This window comes from Nocardia ninae NBRC 108245 (assembly GCF_007990755.1).
In the GTDB taxonomy this organism is placed as follows: Bacteria; Actinomycetota; Actinomycetes; order Mycobacteriales; family Mycobacteriaceae; genus Nocardia; species Nocardia ninae.
Map to the genome: position 1 here is coordinate 1 of NZ_BJXA01000038.1, position 18,951 is coordinate 18,951.

General features: G+C 68.5%; 13 protein-coding genes. 5 read left to right on the forward strand and 8 right to left on the reverse strand.

What is annotated here, in order from left to right; translation table 11 throughout:
- The 3 genes from NN4_RS24870 to NN4_RS24880 form a co-directional block, all read right to left on the reverse strand.
- A partial coding sequence (locus NN4_RS24870) for a non-ribosomal peptide synthetase (RefSeq protein ID WP_147136000.1) occupies positions 1-5,063 on the reverse strand: 5,063 nt, incomplete at its 3' end.
- A 295-nt stretch (positions 5,064-5,358) separates the two neighbouring features.
- Positions 5,359-6,345: a helix-turn-helix domain-containing protein gene (locus tag NN4_RS24875; RefSeq protein ID WP_107654099.1), complete on the reverse strand. Its 987-nt coding sequence runs from the start codon at positions 6,343-6,345 to the stop codon at positions 5,359-5,361.
- A gap of 91 nt (positions 6,346-6,436) precedes the next feature.
- Complete coding sequence (locus tag NN4_RS24880; protein ID WP_147136003.1) at positions 6,437-7,258, reverse strand: M23 family metallopeptidase; 822 nt, start codon at positions 7,256-7,258, stop codon at positions 6,437-6,439.
- 248 nt (positions 7,259-7,506) lie between these two features.
- Between NN4_RS24880 and NN4_RS24885 the strand changes: the two genes are divergently transcribed.
- Both NN4_RS24885 and NN4_RS24890 read left to right on the forward strand, forming a co-directional pair.
- On the forward strand, positions 7,507-8,553 hold the full coding sequence (locus NN4_RS24885; protein WP_186818623.1) for a nitronate monooxygenase: 1,047 nt from the start codon (positions 7,507-7,509) through the stop codon (positions 8,551-8,553).
- A 60-nt stretch (positions 8,554-8,613) separates the two neighbouring features.
- Positions 8,614-9,006 carry an SCO5389 family protein gene (locus NN4_RS24890; protein ID WP_147136006.1) on the forward strand — a complete coding sequence of 131 codons (393 nt, stop codon included), beginning with the start codon at positions 8,614-8,616 and terminating at the stop codon, positions 9,004-9,006.
- Positions 9,007-9,076: 70 nt separating this feature from the next.
- On the opposite strand, the gene NN4_RS24895 is transcribed toward NN4_RS24890, so the two are convergent.
- The 5 genes from NN4_RS24895 to NN4_RS24915 all read right to left on the reverse strand — a co-directional run bounded on the left by NN4_RS24895 (position 9,077) and on the right by NN4_RS24915 (position 15,063).
- The gene (locus NN4_RS24895) at positions 9,077-10,714 is read right to left on the reverse strand and encodes a long-chain fatty acid--CoA ligase (protein WP_147136009.1); all 1,638 of its coding nucleotides are present in this window, start codon (positions 10,712-10,714) and stop codon (positions 9,077-9,079) included.
- A 56-nt stretch (positions 10,715-10,770) separates the two neighbouring features.
- Complete coding sequence (locus tag NN4_RS24900) at positions 10,771-12,000, reverse strand: serine hydrolase domain-containing protein (protein ID WP_147136012.1); 1,230 nt, start codon at positions 11,998-12,000, stop codon at positions 10,771-10,773.
- Positions 12,001-12,197: 197 nt separating this feature from the next.
- Positions 12,198-13,175, reverse strand: a complete 978-nt coding sequence (locus NN4_RS24905) for a cation diffusion facilitator family transporter (protein ID WP_246181068.1) — start codon at positions 13,173-13,175, stop codon at positions 12,198-12,200.
- A 185-nt stretch (positions 13,176-13,360) separates the two neighbouring features.
- Complete coding sequence (locus NN4_RS24910; RefSeq protein WP_147136017.1) at positions 13,361-13,747, reverse strand: ArsR/SmtB family transcription factor; 387 nt, start codon at positions 13,745-13,747, stop codon at positions 13,361-13,363.
- Positions 13,748-14,103: 356 nt separating this feature from the next.
- Complete coding sequence (locus NN4_RS24915) at positions 14,104-15,063, reverse strand: extracellular catalytic domain type 1 short-chain-length polyhydroxyalkanoate depolymerase (RefSeq protein WP_147136020.1); 960 nt, start codon at positions 15,061-15,063, stop codon at positions 14,104-14,106.
- A gap of 184 nt (positions 15,064-15,247) precedes the next feature.
- On the opposite strand from NN4_RS24915, the gene NN4_RS24920 reads away from it, so the two are divergent.
- From NN4_RS24920 to NN4_RS24930, 3 genes are all read left to right on the forward strand, one after another.
- On the forward strand, positions 15,248-16,390 hold the full coding sequence (locus NN4_RS24920; protein ID WP_147136023.1) for an acyl-CoA dehydrogenase family protein: 1,143 nt from the start codon (positions 15,248-15,250) through the stop codon (positions 16,388-16,390).
- A 147-nt stretch (positions 16,391-16,537) separates the two neighbouring features.
- Positions 16,538-18,004: a flavin-containing monooxygenase gene (locus tag NN4_RS24925; RefSeq protein ID WP_147136026.1), complete on the forward strand. Its 1,467-nt coding sequence runs from the start codon at positions 16,538-16,540 to the stop codon at positions 18,002-18,004.
- A gap of 87 nt (positions 18,005-18,091) precedes the next feature.
- Entirely contained in the window at positions 18,092-18,943 is an 852-nt protein-coding gene (locus NN4_RS24930) for a DUF1542 domain-containing protein (RefSeq protein WP_371865700.1), read from the forward strand.
- Positions 18,944-18,951 lie beyond the last annotated feature (8 nt).

An 18,951-nucleotide genomic window follows, 5' to 3' on the forward strand; every position in this document is an offset into this window, starting at 1 on the left:
CCGGGCACGACGCGGGCGGCCAGCGCCGCGACGGTGGGCGACTCGAACAGCTCGCGCACCACCAGGTTCGCGTCCAGGGCCTCGTTGATCCTGGCGACCACCCTGGTGGCGAGCAGCGAGTTGCCGCCCAGGCCGAAGAAGTCGTCGTCCAGGCCGATCTCACTGGCACCGAGCAGTCCGGCGAACACCTCGGCGACCGCCTGCTCGACCGGCGAGCCGGGCGCGCGGAAGGTGGCCGTGCTCAGGAACTCCGGTGCGGGCAGAGCCTTTCGGTCCAGCTTGCCGTTCGGCGTCAGCGGCAGCACGTCCAACACCACGAGCGCGTCCGGAACCATGTAGCCGGTGAGGAATTCGCCGACCTGACCGCGCAATTCGAGCGGGTCGAGCTGAGCACCGGTGTCGGGCACCACGTATCCGATGAGCCGGTCGCCCGCGTTCTCGTCGGTGCGCACCAGCACCACCGCCTGGCTCACGCCCGGGCAGCGCACCAGCGCCGACTCGATCTCGCCGAGCTCGATGCGGAAGCCGCGCAGCTGCACCTGCTGATCGCCGCGACCGGCGTATTCGAGCGTCGCCTGCCCGCCGAAGCCGACCCAGCGGCCGATGTCGCCGGTGCGGTACATCCGAGATCCGGGCGCGCCGAACGGATTCGCGACGAACCTGGTCGCGGCGAGTCCGGGACGGCCGAGGTAGCCGCGGGACAGCTGCTCACCGGCGACGTAGATCTCACCGGCCACGCCGACCGGCGACGGGTGCAGCCGGTCCTCGAGCACGTAGGCGTCCAGGCCGGGCAGCGCGCGGCCGATGACGCTGGCCGCGTTGTCGACCATCTGCTCGTCCAGCGACAGGAACGACACGTGCACCGTGGTTTCGGTGATGCCGTACATGTTGACCAGCCAAGGCGCGTCCACCGCGTGCCGGTCGTACCAGCGCTGCAGCTGGCGCAGATCCAGTGCCTCACCGCCGAACACCACGTAGCGCAGCGCGAACTTGGCCTGGTCGGCGGTCTGCGCCGCCCGGTCGGCCTCGGCGAGCTGATAGAACGCCGACGGCGTCTGGTTGAGCACGGTGACCTGCTCGCGAATCAGCAACTCACGGAACAGTTCCGGCGACCGGGAGGTGAGGTAGTCGACTACGACGACGGTGCCGCCGTTGGCCAGCGCGCACCACAGCTCCCACACCGAGAAGTCGAAGGCGAACGAGTGGAACAGGGTCCACACGTCGGTCTCGTCGAACTCGAACATCGCCTGGGTGTTCGCGAACAGCTGCACCACATTGCGGTGCGCGACGCCGACGCCCTTGGGTACGCCGGTGGAGCCGGAGGTGTAGATGACGTAGGCCAGGTTGTCCGGCCGCAGCGGCGCGGTCCGTTCGGCGGAGCGGATCCGGCCATCGGCGAACTCCGCCGTGTCCTCCAGCAGAATCACCGGAATGTCGCCCGCAGGAACGGATTCCAGCTCACCGGCGGTGGTCAGGATGCAGGCCGGGGCCGCATCGGTGAGCATGAACTCCAGCCGCTGCGCGGGGTAGGTCGTATCGATCGGCAGGTACCCGGCACCGGCGGTGAGCACCGCGAGCAGCGCGACGGGCAGTTCCTCGGTACGCGGAACCGCAACGGCGACCAGCGATTCCGGGCCGACGCCCTGCGCGATCAGCGCCCGCGCCACCTTGTTGGCGCGGCGCTGCAACTCACCGAAAGTCAAGGTGGTGTCGCCGAAACGGATCGCTCCGGCATCCGGACGACTGCGGGCCTGGGCGCCGATCAGGTCCACCAGGGTCACCTCGGGCACCGCGGCACCCGGGCTGTTCCACTCGTGCAGCACCAGCTCGCGCTCGCCAGGGGCGAGCACGTCGATGTCGCCGATGGTCACGTCGGAGTCGTTCGCGACCGCGCGCAGGATCCGGCCGAAGCGATCGGCGAAGTCCTGCACGGTGGCCTCGTCGAACAGATCGGTGGCGTAGGTGAACGCCGCCGAGATGCCTTCGGCCGCACCGTGCCTGTCGATTCGCTCCACCAGCGCCAGTTGCAGATCGAACTTCGCCAGCGGCATCGCGAGATCTACCGCCGACACCGAAAGGCCGGGCAGTTCCAGCTCGGTACGCGCTAAGTTCTGGAAGGTCAGCATCACCTGGAACAGCGGGTGCCTGGCCGCGGAGCGCGCCGGATCCAGCAGCTCGACCAGCCGCTCGAACGGCACATCGGCGTGGCCGAACGCGTCGACGTCGATCCGGCGCACCTCGCGCAGCAGGTCGTCGAACGTCGCGCCGGAGTCGATATCGGTGCGCAGCACCAGGGTGTTGACGAACATGCCGATCAGGTCGTCCAGCGCGGCCTCACCACGACCGGCGACCGGGGTGCCGACGGCGATGTCGCGCGTGCCGGACAGGCGAGCCAGCAGCACCGCGAGGGCGGCGTGCACGACCATGAACAGCGTCGAATTGTGGTTGTGCGCCAGGCGGCTCAGCGCGGCGTGCACCTCGGGGCCGATCTCGAAGCCCAGGGTGGCGCCGTGGTTGGAGGCCACCGCGGGACGCGGCCGGTCCGCGGGCAGCTCCAATTGCTCGGGCAGCGCGGCCAATTGGGTGCGCCAGTACTCGATCTGCTTGGCGAGCACCGATTCCGGATCGTCCTCGGCGCCGAGAATCTCACGCTGCCAGATCGCGTAGTCGGCGTACTGCACCTCGAGCGCGGGCCATTCCGGTGCGCCACCGCGCATCCGGTCCAGGTAGGCGGCCATCAGGTCACGGGTCAGCGGGCCCATCGAGAAGCCGTCACCCGCGATGTGGTGCACCACGCAGACCAGCACGTGCTCGGTGTCGCCCAGCTCGAGCACCCGAACCCGCACGGGCGGTGCGACGGTCACGTCGAAGCCCTCGGTCACCACCGCGGCGACCCGCCCCGGCAGCTCGGCCTCGGTGGCCTGCTCGACCACGAATTCCGGCACCGCGCGCGGATCACCGGTAGCCAGCACCCGCTGGTAGCCCTCGCCGTCGACCTCCGGGTACACCGTGCGCAGCACCTCGTGCCGCTCCGCGAGATCGCGCACGGCGGCACGCAGCGCATTGAGATCGAGGTGTCCGGACAACCGCACCGCGGCCGGAATGTTGTTGACGGCACTGGCCGGATCGAACCGGTTCAGGAACCACATCCGCTGCTGCGCGTAGGACAGCGGCACCCTGGCCGGACGCGGCCGGGCGTGCAACGCCTGTCCCGCAGCCGAACCCGCATGCTGCTCGACCCGTTCGGCGAGCGCGGCCACGGTGGTCGCCTCGAACAGCAACTGCACCGGCACCCGCACCTGCAGCGCCGAGCCGATCCGGGCGGCGGCCTGCGCGGCCAGCAACGAGTTGCCGCCGAGTTCGAAGAAGTCGTCGTCCACGCCGACGCGGCCCTCGTCCCCGGACATCAGCAGCGCGGCGAACACGTCGGCGACGATCTCCTCGACCGGCGTGGACGGCGCGCGGAAAGCCTTGGCGGCGAACACCGGAGCGGGCAGTGCCGCGCGGTCCAGCTTGCCGACCGGGGTCAGCGGGATCTCGTCGAGCACCATGATGGCCGCGGGAATCATGTACGCGGCCAAGGACTCCCCGAGGAACTCGGCGAGTTCGCCGGTGTCCACGGTGGTTCCGGGTCGCGGCAGCACGTAGGACACCAGCGCGGTCGCGCCGGACGGCAGCGTCTTGCCGAGCGTGGCCGCGTAGTCGATGTCCGGATGCGCGGTCAGTGCGTTGTCGATCTCGCCGAGTTCGATACGGAAACCACGGATCTTGACCTGGAAGTCGGAGCGGCCGAGGTACTCGATCACGCCCCCGTCTTCGGATTCGGTGCGGCGCACCAAGTCTCCGGTGCGGTAGAGCCGCGCGCCGGGAGTGTCGGTGTCGGCGCCGAACGGGCTGGCCACGAAACGCTCCGCGGTGAGCCCCGGCTTGCCCAGATAACCCTGGGCGAGCGCCGGACCGGACAGGTACAGCTCGCCGACCACACCGGCGGGCACCGGCCGCAGCCGCGAATCCAGTACGAACGCACCGACTCCCGGAATCGCCGAGCCGATCGTGATGACGTCGTCGGGCAGCATCCGCGCCGAGCTCGTCGCGAGAATGGTGGCCTCGGTCGGCCCGTAGCCGTTGTAGAACTCGCGGTCGGCGGCCCAGCGGCCCACCAGTTCCGGGCCGAACTTGTCGCCGGCCACCACCACGACGCGCAGGTCGTCCAGGCCGGTCGGGTCGACCGACTCCAGGGCACCCGGCGTGATCAGCATGTGCGTGACCCGTTCGCGGCGCAGCAGATCGGCGAGTTCGTAGCCGCCGAACACCGACGGCGGCGCGATCACCAGCGTCGCCCCCGTGGAGAAGGCGAGCAGCAACTCCAGCACCGACACATCGAAGTTCGGCGAGCACACGTGCAGCACGCGCGAATCGGCGGTCACCCCGTAGTGGTCACGCTCGGCGGCCACCAAGCCGGCCAGGCCGGTGTGGGTGACCACGACGCCCTTGGGCCGCCCGGTCGAGCCGGAGGTGTAGATGACGTAGGCCGGGTGCCGCTCGTCCAGCGGACGCACCCGGTCGGTGTAGGAGATCGGGTGCTCAGGCCGGGCGGCGATCCGCGCGGCCTGCACCGGATCGTCGAGCTCGATCCAGTACACGCCGGTGCCGAGCACCGGGCGGTGGGCCGAGGTGGTCAGCCCGACCACGGCCCCCGAGTCGGACAGGATGTGGTTGATGCGATCGGCCGGGTAGGCCGGGTCGACCGGCACGTACGCCGCGCCGGTCTTCGCGATGGCCCAGACGGCGACCACGGACTGCAGGCTGCGGGCGATACCGATGGCGACCACGTCGCCCGGTCCGACACCGCGCTCGATCAGTTCCCTGGCCAGCCGCGAGGAGGCCGCGTCGAGCTGGCCGTAGGTGAGCTGGCGTTCGTCGTCGAGCTGGCCCGACGGATTGAAGCGAACGGCGACCTCATTGGCCTCGGATTCGACGGCGGCGGTCAGCAACTGCCCGAACAGCGGGCTGCCCGACCTGCGGCGACGGCTACCACGAGCGGAACGACGGGCAGTTTCCATTCGAGTGCATTCACCTCTCGCATCGAGCTAGGACCCGGCCCAACCCCTATATCAAGGGCGTATCGTCCGGGGCCAGCGCGGTCCGAGCAATCATATAAGGGACTGTTCGGTGTCCACGCAGTGCTGTCTTGGATTAATACGGCCCGCTGACAGCGGTCCGCCCCCTCGTTCGGCTCCTGTTCTCACGTCGTACATCCGCCGCTACCCCCATGGAAGCGGTGTCTTGCCAGATGCCACGGTTTATATCGGTCTCGAGCCGGTCGCGTTGCAGGAGTACCCGGATCGGTGAACTAGTTCACAACCAACCACGCCGGGTTGCCTGCACCCCGGCCTGGAATCGGGTGCTCGCGCCGAGCCGCTCCAGCAGTCGCGCGGTCCGGCGGACCACAGTACGCCGCGACATACCGAGCCTGCGCGCGATGGTGTCGTCGGTGGCACCGAGACCCATCAGGGTCAAGATCGCGCGGTCCCGTTCGTCCAGCGCCTCCGCCGTCGGGTTCACCGAGATCGGAGCGGCCAGTGACCACAGCACGTCGAAGGTTTTGATCAGCAGATCCAGCGCGGGTGAGCCGGTGATCCGCAAGCCCATGGGGTCCGGGCGGCGTTCGTCGACGTGCAGCACCAGGCTAGCGCGTTCGTCGTCGCTGATAATCATTTTGAACGGCGGCTCGGGCAGCGTGCGCGCCTGTGCCCCACTGGCATTGGTGGACAGTGCGTGCCGCAGCCGTTCCGGATCCTGATAGATGGTGTCCTGGTAGAGCGTCTGGTAGCGGATACCTTCGCCGAGCCGGCCGCGCTTGAGCAGGAACAACTGCCGCTCGCGCTCGACGTCGCTCAGATACGGCCCGCGTTCGATGACCTTGACGCCGCTGCGCGCCGCGGTCTGCATCTCCTCGAAATCGGCGAGCATCTCCAGGCGTTCGAAGACCGGCACCACGGCGCCGTTGCTGCGCGGCGAGCGGCGCACCGAACGGAACGTCTCGCTGAGCCGCGCTGCGGCCGTGTGCATCTGGTTGATCTGCTGTTGTCTTCGACGAGCCTCGGCCTCCGACAACGACTCCGGGGCGTGGGCGTCCCACACCGCGGGCGCGCCGTCGGGGGTGCTCACGCGCACGGCGGCGCGCAAGTCACACAGCACGTCCAATGAGGCCGCGGCCGCCTCCTCCGAAACGCCCAGATACTGCGCGATATCGGCGAGACTCGATCGCGGATGATGCACCAGCACGGCATAGGTCCGGCCGTGTGGTGATCCAGGCTCGAAGATGTCGCCCAGCTCGGTCACGGCCCGAGCCTATCGACCGACCGGTCCTTGTGGGGAGCCCTGCCCGCACAGAGGCGGGGGGATCGGCGGAATATCAAGCCCGGCAGCGAAATCAGTGCGCCGAGGGACCCCACTGCAGCGGCACACCCTTGGCCGCGAGGTAACGCATCGGATCGATCTTGTTGCCGCCCTGGTCCCAGATCTCCAGGTGCAGGTGCGGACCGGTGGAGTTGCCCCGGTTGCCGACGGTGGCGATCACGTCGCCCGCGTTCACCCGCTGGCCCGCCCGGGCGAGCATCTCGTTCACGTGGCCGTAGACGGCGATGGTGCCGTCGTCCTGCTGCACCCGGACCCAGAGTCCGAAGCCGGACGCGGGGCCCGCCTCGATCACGGTGCCGTTGCTCACCGAGTGGATGGGGGCGCCGATCTGGTCGGCGAAGTCGAGGCCGTAGTGGAATTCGCCCCAGCGGCTACCGAATCCGGAGCTGACCTCGCCGGCGACCGGGCGCACCGCACCCGACGGCGCGGGCGCGACCTGCTGCTGCACACCCTTGAGGATCTGCTCGGCCTGGGCCAGCGGGCCCGCGATCTCCGGCGGCAGGTTCGGCAGGCCGAACGGGGCGGCCACCGGCGCGGCGACCTGGGTGGCGACCGGCGCCTCGGGGGCCGGAGCCTCCGGCGCGGGAGCGATCTTGGTCTGGGCGACCGGCATGATGCCGGTGCCACGGAATGTCATGGGGGCGTCGGCCTCGTCGCCGTCGTGCGCACCGGGCAGCAACGGGCTGGCGACAGCCGGGGCAATCTGGGTGACGGTGCCGATCAAGGCGCCCGCGGCGACCGCGACACCGGCGGCGGCCTTCACCCGCTCGGTCGCGGTGGACTCGACGCGATGCCGCGTCGGCCGACCCGAAATCTCATCGCCGATAAGGCTCATGACGGTAATGGAACTGGGGCCTACCCGATGGTGCGACAAAGCTGCGTCCTTGCGTCCGAAGAACAGGTGGTTCAGCGGTGCCGGGCCTCTCGCGAGCCAGGTTCGGTAACGATCCGATCAAGCTTGCGATGTAACGGTTTGGCATCCGTTGTGATGGGAACTCTACGCCAGCGTGACCATTCCGCAACCTTCTGCGCAAAGACGCAGGTAAACACTGGGTCGGGCGTCCAGTAAGCCACACTGGAGCCGTGATCATCGATGATTTGGCCGTCCCCATCGTGCTCGCGCCGATGGCAGGCGGACCCTCGACGCCCGAGTTGACCGTCGCGGTCACCGAGGCCGGTGGCTTCGGATTGCTGGCCGCCGGTTACCTCAGTGCGCACGACACCGCCGCGCGGATCACGGCGACGCGCGCCGCGACCGACGCACCGTTCGGCGTCAATCTCTTCGTACCGGGCCCCGCGACCCCCGCCGACCGCTACGCCGGATATCTCGCCGAACTCGCGCAGACCCATTCGGTGGGCGAGGCGAAGTACGACACCGACGACTGGGCCGCCAAGCTGGACCTGCTCGTCGCCGATCCGGTCGCGGTCGTCTCGTTCACCTTCGGCTGCCCGACCGTCGAGGAGATCGCCCGGCTGCATGCGGTCGGCTCGGAGAGCTGGGTGACCGTGACCTCGGCGGCCGAAGCGCGGATCGCGGTCGAGCGAGGCGCCGACGTGCTCATCGCGCAGGGCGCGGAGGCGGGCGGGCACCGCGCCACCTTCGTCGACCGGCCCGAGGACGACGCCACCGATCCACTCAGCGTGCTCGTCCTGCTGCAGATTCTGACCGCGACGACGGATCGACCGGTAGTGGCCACCGGCGGCATCGGCACCGGTGCGGGCATCGCGGCAGCACTCGCCGCAGGGGCGGCGGCCGTGCAACTCGGCACGGTGTTCCTGCGCTGCCCCGAGGCGGGCACCAATCCGGTGCACCGCGCCGCGCTGGCCACGGAAACCCCGACCATGCTCACCCGCGCCTTCACCGGCCGCCGGGCCCGTGGCCTGCGCAATCAGTTCATGGTCGAGCACAGCGCGACGGCACCCGCCGCGTACCCGGAGATCCATTACGCCACCGCACCTTTGCGCGCCGAAGCCCGGGCCGCAGGCGACCCGGACAATGTGAATCTCTGGGCGGGGCAAACCCATTCGCTGGCGCCGGAGTTACCGGCCGGCGAACTGGTCCGCACGCTGGCGGCCGATACGAAATCCGCACTGAACGCAGCACTTTCGCGGCGAATCCAGGTTTGTTGACAACGACTTTCGATTAGAATCGAGACGCATCGCATCGGCCATCCACTCTGGAGGAGCGCTATGTCTCTCGATGTCCCCACCGCACTGCTCGAACGCGCCGAACGCGGCGAAGTCGACGACGCCGACTTCGTCGAGGTCGTCCGCACTTCGTTGCCCTACGCCTGGGAAGTGGTGAGTCGGGTGGCCGGCGAACTGCGTTCGGGCACCGCGGAATACGCCGACAACGTGGTTCCGCCGCCGGACGAGGTGGCCCGCGGGCAGCTGCTGCGCGCCATGGCCTCCGACGCGATCCGCGGCGGCCTGGAACGGCACTTCGGCGTGAAGCTCGCCTTCCAGAACTGCCACCGGGTGGCCGCTTTCCCGCTCGCCGCGGTCGGCGGCGAGACTTACCGCACGTTCATCGGCACCAGGGCCCAGCTGCTGAATCAGAATCCGGAACTGCGTAACTGCTGATTGTCGAACGCAACGGCCCGGCGCGGCAAGGGTTTCCGCCGCGCCGGGCCGATGCGTCGACCGAGTCCGATCAGGACAGCGTGGTGACCGTCAGGTCGCCGTCGGCGTACTGGGCGCGCAGGCGCTTCTTGTCGAACTTGCCGACGCTGGTCTTGGGCACCTCGGCGATGAACGTCCAGCGTTCCGGCAGTTGCCATTTGGCGAACTTGTCGGCGAGGAAGTCACGCAGTTCGTCGGCCTTGGCCTCGGCGCCCTCGGCGAGCACGATCGCCACCAGCGGCCGCTCGTCCCACTTCTCGTCCGGCACGCCGATCACGGCCGCCTCGGCGACGGCGGGGTGACCCATCACGGCGTTCTCCAGGTCCACCGACGAGATCCATTCGCCGCCGGACTTGATCACGTCCTTGGACCGGTCCACCAGGGTCAGGTAGCCGTCGCTGCTGATCTTGCCGACGTCACCGGTGCGCAGCCAGCCGTCGTCGAACTTGTCCGGGTCCACCTCGGCGCCGTCCGGCGAGTAATAGGAGCCGGTGATCCACGGGCCACGAACCTCCAACTCGCCCAGTGCTTCTCCGTCGTTCGGCAGCACGGTGCCGTCGTCGCCGACCAGCCTGGCCTGCACGCTCGCCGGGAATCGGCCCTGGGTGTAGCGGTACTCCCACTCGTCCTCGCCGGTCACGCCGGTCGGCGGATGCGCGACGCTGCCGAGCGGGGAGGTCTCGGTCATGCCCCACGCGTGCAGGATCCGCACGCCGTGCTTTTCCTGGAAGGTCCGCATCATCGACGGCGGCACCGCCGAGCCACCCACCACCGCGGTGCGCAGGTGGGTGATGTCCTGCGGGTGCGCGGCCAGCCCGGCCAGCACGCCGCCCCAGATGGTCGGCACCGCAGCGGCGAACGTCGGCTTCTGCGCCGCCATCATCTCCAGCAGCGGGCCGGGCTGCAGGAATCGGTCGGGCATCAGCACATTCGCGCCCGACATCAACGCCGCGTACGGGATACCCCACGCGTTCGCGTGGAACAGGGGAACGATGGCGAGGATCGAGTCCCGGCCGGTGAAGGCCATGCCGCTCGGCGAGCACACCTGCATGGCGTGCAGCCAGTTCGAGCGGTGCGAATACACCACGCCCTTCGGGTCGCCGGTGGTGCCGGAGGTGTAACACATTGCCGCGGCGGACCGTTCGTCGATCACCGGGAAGTCGTAGGTGTCCGGCTGTGCGGCAAGGAGTTCGGTGTAGGCGTGCACCTGCACACCCTCGGGGGCGTCCAGCGTCGACGCGTCGCCGTTGACCACGATGACGTGGCGGACCGTCTTCAGGTTCGGCAAGTACTGGGCGAACATCGGCAGCAGGGTGCCGTCGACCAGCACCACCTTGTCCTCGGCGTGATTGGCCACGTAGACCAGCTGATCGGGGAACAACCGGATATTGAGCGCGTGCAGCACCGCACCCATCGCGGGTGCCGCGATGTAGGCCACCATGTGCTCGTTGTTGTTCCACATGAAAGTGCCGACCCGATCGCCGATGCCGATGCCCAGCTCGCGCAATGCGTTCGCCAGTCGGGCGGCGTCCGCGCCGAGTTCGCGATAGGTCATGGTGCGCACGCCTGTACCGGTCCAGGTGGACACGGTCGAATCGCCGACAAACGTCGATGCGTAGCGCAGCAACGTCGCCAGCGACAACGGCTCGTCCTGCATAGTGCTCAACATCGGAACTCCTTTTTCTTCAGTGACCTGTCCCGCCTCTCCGCGGATTCAGGCCAGATTCAGGTGCAACGGTAGTTGCGTCGGCGGCCGGCGGTAGCGCTGTGCGCCGAACTAGCCCGTGCCCGGCGAGTTACCCATGTACTCGCGAGATCAGTCGGCGGAGGAGTTGGACGCAGCCTGCGAGGGCGAGCTCCGAACAGGCTCACCACCCGCCCGCCCAGCATCGGGCCGTAGCCGAAGCCGAAGTTCATGCCGAGCGACAGGTCGGGCTCAGTCCTGGACTGCGGAACGAGCGCGGCCGCAATGGTTTCCGGCCGCACCACCCGGACACCGTCGAGTTCGCCACCGCGCCGGAAGATCTCGTAGAAGCGCGACAGCTCGTTCGCGGTGCTGACCACGTTCGCGGCGGGCGCGATGATGCTGAGATAGGCGGGGTCGTTGCCGGTTTCGACGGCCTCGGCGAAGGACACGCCGAGCAGCCGCTCCATCGCCAGCGACAGCGGCGGCAGCGGGGCGAGACCGGTCCGGTAGTTCCGCGCGAGGGCCGGGAAATCTCGAGGTGCCACACCGTAATTGGTCCAGCGGAACCCCAGCGGGTTCAGTATCTCCTCGGCGAGCACGGTGCGAATGTCCTTGCCGGTGACCCGGTGGACCACTTCGCCGAGGATGAATCCGCCGGATAGCGCGTGGTAGGACTGGAATCGGCCGGGTGCGACGGACGGCCGCACCGCGCACAGATTCCGTACCAGCAGTGCACGATCCGCTACGGCTTCGGCGGTGAGCGCTTCTCTCGGCACGTTCGCCACACCCGAGCGGTGCGCGAGAACCTGGCCGATGGTGATGGATTCCTTGCCGTGGCAACCGTATTCGGGGATGTACCGGCAGATCGGCGCGTTCAGCTCGATCAGGCCACGGTCGACGAGCAGGTGCACGACGAACGCCGTGACGCCTTTCGAGGCCGAGTAGGTGACGAACGGGGTGCTCGGAGTGGCGGGCACCTTCGGTGTCTCCGGGGGATCGTCCGGGCCGTTGCCTTGCGCGTGGCCGAGGGCTCGATCGAAGACGACAACTCCGTGTCGACGGATACACACTTGGATCGCAGGATGGACGCCGCTGCGATACACAACCTGCATTCGCCGCCAGATCCGCTCGGCGTAGCCGGGCGGCAGCCCTAGCTCGGTCGGTTCCGCCTCGGCACCGATGCTCGCGACGGACTCGATATCGTCCGGAATCCGGCTGCGATGTAGCAGGTCAGGCAGCTTGGAGAGGTTCCGGACGCGAGTCAGCATTGTTCACCCCACACTGACCATGAGCCACATCACATCGCGAATGCTACCTGTCCCGCCTCTCCGCGTATTCAGGCCAGATTCGGGTGCGCGATAGTTGCGTCGGCGACCGGCGGTGGCGTTAGTGGCAAATTAGCCCGTACCCGACGAGTTACCCATGTGCCCATGAAATCAGTCGGCAAGAGGGATGCGACGTGCATTCAGCCCGCATGCGCCGGGTAGGCGTGCACGACGGCGGTGTTCAGCTTGGGGACGACGTGGGTGAGGGTGTGCTCGGCCTCGTGCGCGACGCGGTGGGCGTCGGCCAGGGTGCTGGTCGGTGCGACGTCCAATTCGACGTCGGCGTGCAGCCGATGCCCGATCCAGCGCATGCGCAGGCTGCGCACGCCTTCCACGCCCGGCTCGGCGGCGAGGGCGCGCTCGGCGGCGGTCACCAGACCCGGCTCGACCGCGTCCATCAGGCGGTGCAGCACGTCCCTGGCCGCGGTGCGCAACACGGCGAGGATGGCGACGGTGATCAGCAGGCCGATGATCGGGTCGGCCAGCGGGAACCCGAGCGCGACACCCGCCGCGCCCAGCAGCACCGCCAGCGAGGTGAATCCGTCCGTGCGGGCATGCAGGCCGTCGGCGACCAGGGCGGCCGAGCCGATGCGCCGCCCGGTCCGGATGCGGTACAGCGCGACCGTCTCATTGCCGAGGAAACCGATCACGCCGGCCAGCGCGACCCAGCCGAGATGCTGGATCGGCACCGGCGCGATCATTCGGCGAACCGCCTCGTACCCGGCGATCAGGGCCGACAGCGCGATCATCGCGACGACGAACAGGCCCGCGAGATCCTCGGCGCGACCGAATCCGTAGGTGTAGCGCCGGGTCGCCGCGCGCCGGCCGAGGACGAACGCGATCCACAGCGGCACCGCGGTCAGCGCGTCGGAGAAGTTGTGAATGGTGTCGGCCGCCAATGCCACCGAGCCGGACGCCAGCACGACCAGCACCTGCAGTACCGCGGTGACGCCGAGTACGGCCAGGCTGATCTTCACCGCCCGGATGCCGACGGCGCTGGCTTCCAGCGCGTCATCGACGCTGTCGGCCGCGTCGTGGCTGTGCGGCACGAAGATCTCGCGCAGGACCCCGCGCAACCCCTTCGGATGCTCATGGGTGTGCTCACTGTGTTCATGCACGTGCTCGTGCACTCCGTGACTTCGGTTGTGCGCGTGGGGTTCCGGGTGCGCATGTCGGTGCCCGGAACCTGGAGTGTGTCCGCCGTTTTCGTGACGGCTGCCACCGAGCTCGCGGCCGGGTTCATCCGTCGCACTCACCGCGTCACACTCCGAGTTACGTTGTCCAGTGCCATGTTTCGCGCAGGTCATGTCGCCGCCCGCCGTCCCGGTAGCGCGCGAACGGTGGCCTCGTCGCGGTGATGCGGCGGCACTCCGGGGCCGGCGTGCTCGGCGTTGTAGACCGCGTCCACCACCAGTTGCCGGACGTGCTCGTTCTCCAGGCTGTAATAAATCGTGGTGCCGGAGCGGCGGGTGCTGACCAGCCGCGCCATTCGCAGTTTGGCCAGATGCTGGGAGACCGAGGGCGCGGGTTTGCCGACGCAGCCTGCGAGGTCGTTCACCGAGAGTTCGCGGTCGACCAGCGCCCACAGCACCTGGACCCGGGTCGCGTCGGCCAGCATCCGGAAGACCTCGACCACCAGACCTACCTGGTCATCCGCCAGCCGCCAGGCTTCCTTGTTATCTGCATTCATACGCAGATAATAGGGCAGACGGATGGGCGCGGCTACCCCGAATCGCACGCGCCCGTTCCCCCTCGGACCGGAATGGCGGCGACACCCCCTGCGTGGCCGCCGACATGCCGGTCCGTCCCGATCGAACCACTCACATACTTAGCCGCTATGGCACTACTGCGCCAGGCGACCGGCCGAATATCATCCCGACTGAGACAAAACCAGCCGGTCGGCCAGTACTGGCTACCCCTTGGCGACCGCTGTGACCTGCGCGAATTCGGCCATGCGCCAGCAAAGTTCGAGCCATCGAGATGCACTCACATCTGCACGTGCATCGCGGGCCGACCGGTCGGCTCGGTCCGATTTGCGCCGGATACTCAGCCGCAAGCCTGGCGCGGACCGCCGAGTCGGTGTGTCAGTAGGAAATTCATCAGTTCGCGTTGCAGGTCGAGTCCGCGCTCGGACTGCATCAGCAACCCGCCGCCGATGTGGTCGGGCCCGATGGGCGTACGGAATTCGGCGAGAACACAACCGCCCGCGTCGTATCGCTCGATGGTCGTCGGCACCGGATTCGCGCTCGACGTGACCACACTGGGCACCGTGGGCACCGCGAGATCGCTTGCGAGACGGTACGCGCCGAGCCACTGCACCAGGTTCGTGCGGCCGATCGGATACAGGCTCGTCTGATCGGCCAAGTCCTGCAGGAAGAACCCGGGCACCGGCCTGGCCCGCTCCCCCATCGCCGCCACGATCGACGCGCCGCTCAGGTCGGCACGGAACGTTTGCGGATCCAGTCGGTACGGCCCGCCTGCCATAGGCGCGATGGCCGCGTATAGATCCGGGTAGGTCGCGGCCAGCACCGTGGACATCGCGCCGCCCGCGGAGTATCCGCCCACGTAGACCCGCGACCGGTCCAGCCCGAACTCCTCGATCAACGCGGTGGTGAGGTCGGCGATGATCGACGACTCACCTTGCCCCCGTGCTTGATTCGCCGGATCGAACCAGTTCCAGCAGTACCGGTCGTTGGCCTCTTCGGTCTGGATCGGATAGGCGAGTACGAATCCGAGTTCGTCGGCGATCCTGGTCAGCGAGAATCCGGTGTCGGCGAGCTGGCGCCACGGGTCGGTGCAGCCGTGCAGGTAGATCATCAGCGGCTTGCCCGCCGGGTCGCCGGGCGGGATGTGCAGGTAGTAGTCGCGGGTGCCCGCCGCATTGGCAAAGCCGCGCTCGACCACCGCGGCCTGCGCCGAGGACGGCGCGGCCAGCAGGAACTGCAAGCTCAGCGCCGCCAGGGCGAGCACGACGATGAGCCTGCTGCGACGAGAAGTACCGCGCACCACCGAATTCCTTCCAGTGAGGGTCACGGTCGAATGTACCGACCGCCGGATAATAAACGGGCACAGTGGATTCCGCGTAGTCCGAATGAGCTTCGGCAACCCCGGCACGACCTGCCGTGCCGGTTACCCGATCGATGGGACGACCTGGCGCCCCGGACGGCGGCGGACTCGCTAGCGTAGGGGCATGCCAGTGGATCGAATGCTGCCGACGTCCGAGGCTCGGGACCTGCTCGAGCTGACCCGCGATATCGCCGACAAGGTGCTCGAGCCGCGGGTGGTCGAGTGCGAGAAGACCGGGACCTTTCCCGACGGGGTCTTCCCGGCCCTCGGCGCGGCCGGCCTGCTGAGCCTGCCGTATCCCGAGGAATTCGGCGGCGGCGCCCAGCCCTACGAGGTGTACCTGCAGGTGCTCGAGGAGCTCGCGGCGCGCTGGGCGGCGGTCGCGGTGGCGGTCAGCGTGCACAGCCTGTCCTGCCATCCGCTGTTCACCTTCGGCACCGAAGAGCAGCAGCAGCGCTGGCTCGCGGACATGCTCTCCGGCGAGACCATCGGCGCGTACAGCCTTTCCGAGCCGCACGCCGGTTCCGACGCGGCCGCGCTGCGCTGCCGGGCGACGAAGGTCGACGGCGGATACCGGATCAGCGGCGCGAAGGCCTGGATCACCAACGGTGGCCGCGCCGATTTCTACACGCTCTTCGCGCGGACCGGCGAAGGCTCCCGCGGCATTTCGTGTTTCCTGGTGCCGCGCGACACCGAGGGTCTGAGCTTCGGCAAGCCCGAGGAGAAGATGGGCCTGCGCGCCGTACCGACCACCACCGCCGCCTATGACGATGCGTTCCTGCCCGTCGAGCGGCTGATCGGCGAAGAGGGACAGGGGCTTTCGATCGCCTTCAGCGCCCTGGATTCCGGTCGGCTCGGCATCTCCGCCGTGGCAACGGGTTTGGCGCAGCGCGCACTCGACGACGCGGTCGCCTACGCCAAGGAGCGAGAAGCCTTCGGCCGCCACATCATCGACCACCAGGGCCTCGGTTTCGTGCTGGCCGACATGGCCGCCGCCGTCGACTCGGCCCGCGCCACCTACCTCGACGCCGCGCGCCGTCGCGACGCCGGACTCCCCTACTCGCGCCAGGCCAGCGTCGCGAAACTCATCGCCACCGACGCCGCGATGAAGGTGACCACCGATGCCGTCCAGGTCTTCGGCGGTTACGGCTACACCCAGGACTTCCCGGTCGAGCGCTACATGCGCGAGGCCAAGGTGATGCAGATCTTCGAGGGCACCAATCAGATCCAACGCCTGGTCATCGCCCGCCAGCTCGCGGGCAACTGACCGCCGCACCCGTCGTCGGCATCGCACCGGCGGCGGGGTCCGCGGACCCGAAAGCGTGCGGACTTCCGCGGCAGATATGGCCGAAAATGCCGATTCATTGACCGCGGATCTCTTCGGACCTGCGGGTTCGCACCTTAGGCTCGGATCATGACAACGCCGTCCATCATCATTATCGGAGCCGGATTCGCGGGGCTCGGAGTGGCGCTCGAGCTGCGGCGGGCCGGGGTGGAGACGTTCACCATCCTGGAGCGTGCCGCGGATCTGGGCGGGGTGTGGCGGGAGAACACCTATCCCGGCGCCGCGTGCGACGTGCCTTCGCCGCTGTACTCCTGGTCGTTCGAGCCCAAATCCGATTGGCCACGGCGTTTTTCGGAGCAGCGCGACATCCACGAATACATGCGTGGTGTCGCAGGCAAGCACGACCTGGCGCGGTTCATCCGGTTCGGCACCGAGGTGACCGATGCCGAGTTCGACGAACAGACCGGCCGATGGACGGTCACCACCGCGGACGGTGCCCAGCTCACCGCCGATATTCTCGTGCCCGCGGTCGGCCAGCTGTCCCGGCCCGCCATGCCGAACATCCCCGGCATCGACACCTTCGCCGGCCCCGCCTTCCACTCCGCCGAGTGGGATCACGACGTCGAGCTGAGCGGCAAGCGGATCGCCTGCATCGGCACCGGAGCCAGTGCGATCCAATACATTCCGCGCATCCAACCCGCGGCCGCGCACCTCACGCTGTTCCAGCGTTCGGCGGCGTGGGTGCTGCCCAAGTTCGACACCGAATACAGCACCACGCACAAGGCGGTGTTCAAATACCTGCCGCCGACCCGGCTCGCCGAGCGGTTCGCCATCTGGTCAGTGTTCGAGGTGCTCGCACTGGCCCTGACCGATATCCCGGCGATGAAGACGCCGGTGATCGCGCTGGCCGACCGGCACCGGGCCAAGCAGGTCCCCGACGCCGACCTGCGCGCGAAACTGACACCCGATTACGCGGCGGGTTGCAAGCGTGGCCTGTTCTCCAACGAGTACTTCCCGGCGCTGGCCCAGCCGAACGTCACCGTGGAGACCACCGCCATCGAGGCGATCACGCCGACCGGTATCCGGACCGCCGACGGCGTCGAGCACGAGGTCGACGTGATCGTCTACGGCACCGGGTTCAAGGGCACCGAGTTCCTCGCGCCGATGAACATCTACGGCATCGGCGGCCGCAAGCTGACCGACGTCTGGGGTGCGGAAGGCGCGCGGGCCTTCCTCGGCCTGTCGGTGCCGAACTTCCCGAATCTGTTCATGATGTACGGCCCGAACACCAATGTGGGCTCCGGCTCGATCATCTACATGCTGGAATCGCAGGCGCGCTACATCCGTCAGGTGGTGCAGTACCTCACCGACCGGCCCGGCCGTTACCTCGCCGCCCGCGCGAACGCCGAACAGCAGTGGGACGACTGGCTGCAGCGGCGGCTGAAAGATACGCCGTGGAACTTCTGTTCCAGCTGGTATCGCAACGCGGCGGGCCGAATCACCAACAACTGGCCGGGGGCCACCGTGCTCTACCGTTGGAAGACAAAGACTTTCGACCTGGCCGACTTCGACGAAGCGCAGGCAGACGTGCGCTGACCCGCGCCTCCGTTTTTCAGCCAGGTCTCAGCAAGCGCCCAGTAAACTGGACACCAGTTCGGATCCCGGCAACGGAAGAGGTGCGCGGTGTTGTGGCTACTGGTCGTCGTGGTGATCGTGGCGGTGGGCGCCTTCGTCCTCGTGCTGGCCCGGCAGAGCAAGCAGCGCACGGCCGACGCGCTCGCTGACGCGCTGGCCGACGCCCGCCAGGTCAACGAGCGGCTCGGCGGTCAGATCTACAACCTGAGCGGTAGCACCGAGGCGGCGAAGCAGGCGTTGGTCGACGCCTCCGAACGGCATCTCGCCGCCGGGTCGCAGCTGGATCAGGCGCGCACGCCCACGCAGGCACGGTTGGCCAAGCAGACCGCGGTGGAAGGGTTGTATTACATCCGGGCCGCGCGTAGTGCGATGGGCATGGATCCCGGGCCCGATGTGCCCGCTCTCGACGGGCAGGACGCCGCGGGCAAGGTCACTGAGCAGCGGGTTATCGAGCACGAGGGGCGGGAGATCGCGGCCTCGCCGAATCCCTCGTCGGCGACACCGAACTACTACCCGGGTGGTCGGGTGGCTGGGCGGCCGGTGCCCGCGGGCTGGTACTCCGAGCCGTGGTGGAAGCCCGCGCTGATCGGCGGGGCCTGGGGGATCGGGTCGGCGCTGCTGTTCTCTTCGCTGTTCTCCGGGATGTCCGGGGTCGGGTACGACGCGCAAGGGTTCGAGAGTGGGTACGGGGACGGGTATCAGGACGGGTTGGCAGCCGGGGACAGTGGGTTCGAGGCGGGTGGCGACAGCGGCGCGGTCGACTCCGGTGGGTACGAGTCCGGCGGTGACACAGGCGGATTCGATGGGGGTTGGGACAGCGGCGGGTTCGATAGCAGTGGCGGGTTCGATGGCAGTAGTGGATTCGACGGCGGTGGCGGGTTCGACGGCGGGAGCTTCTGAGACCCGTT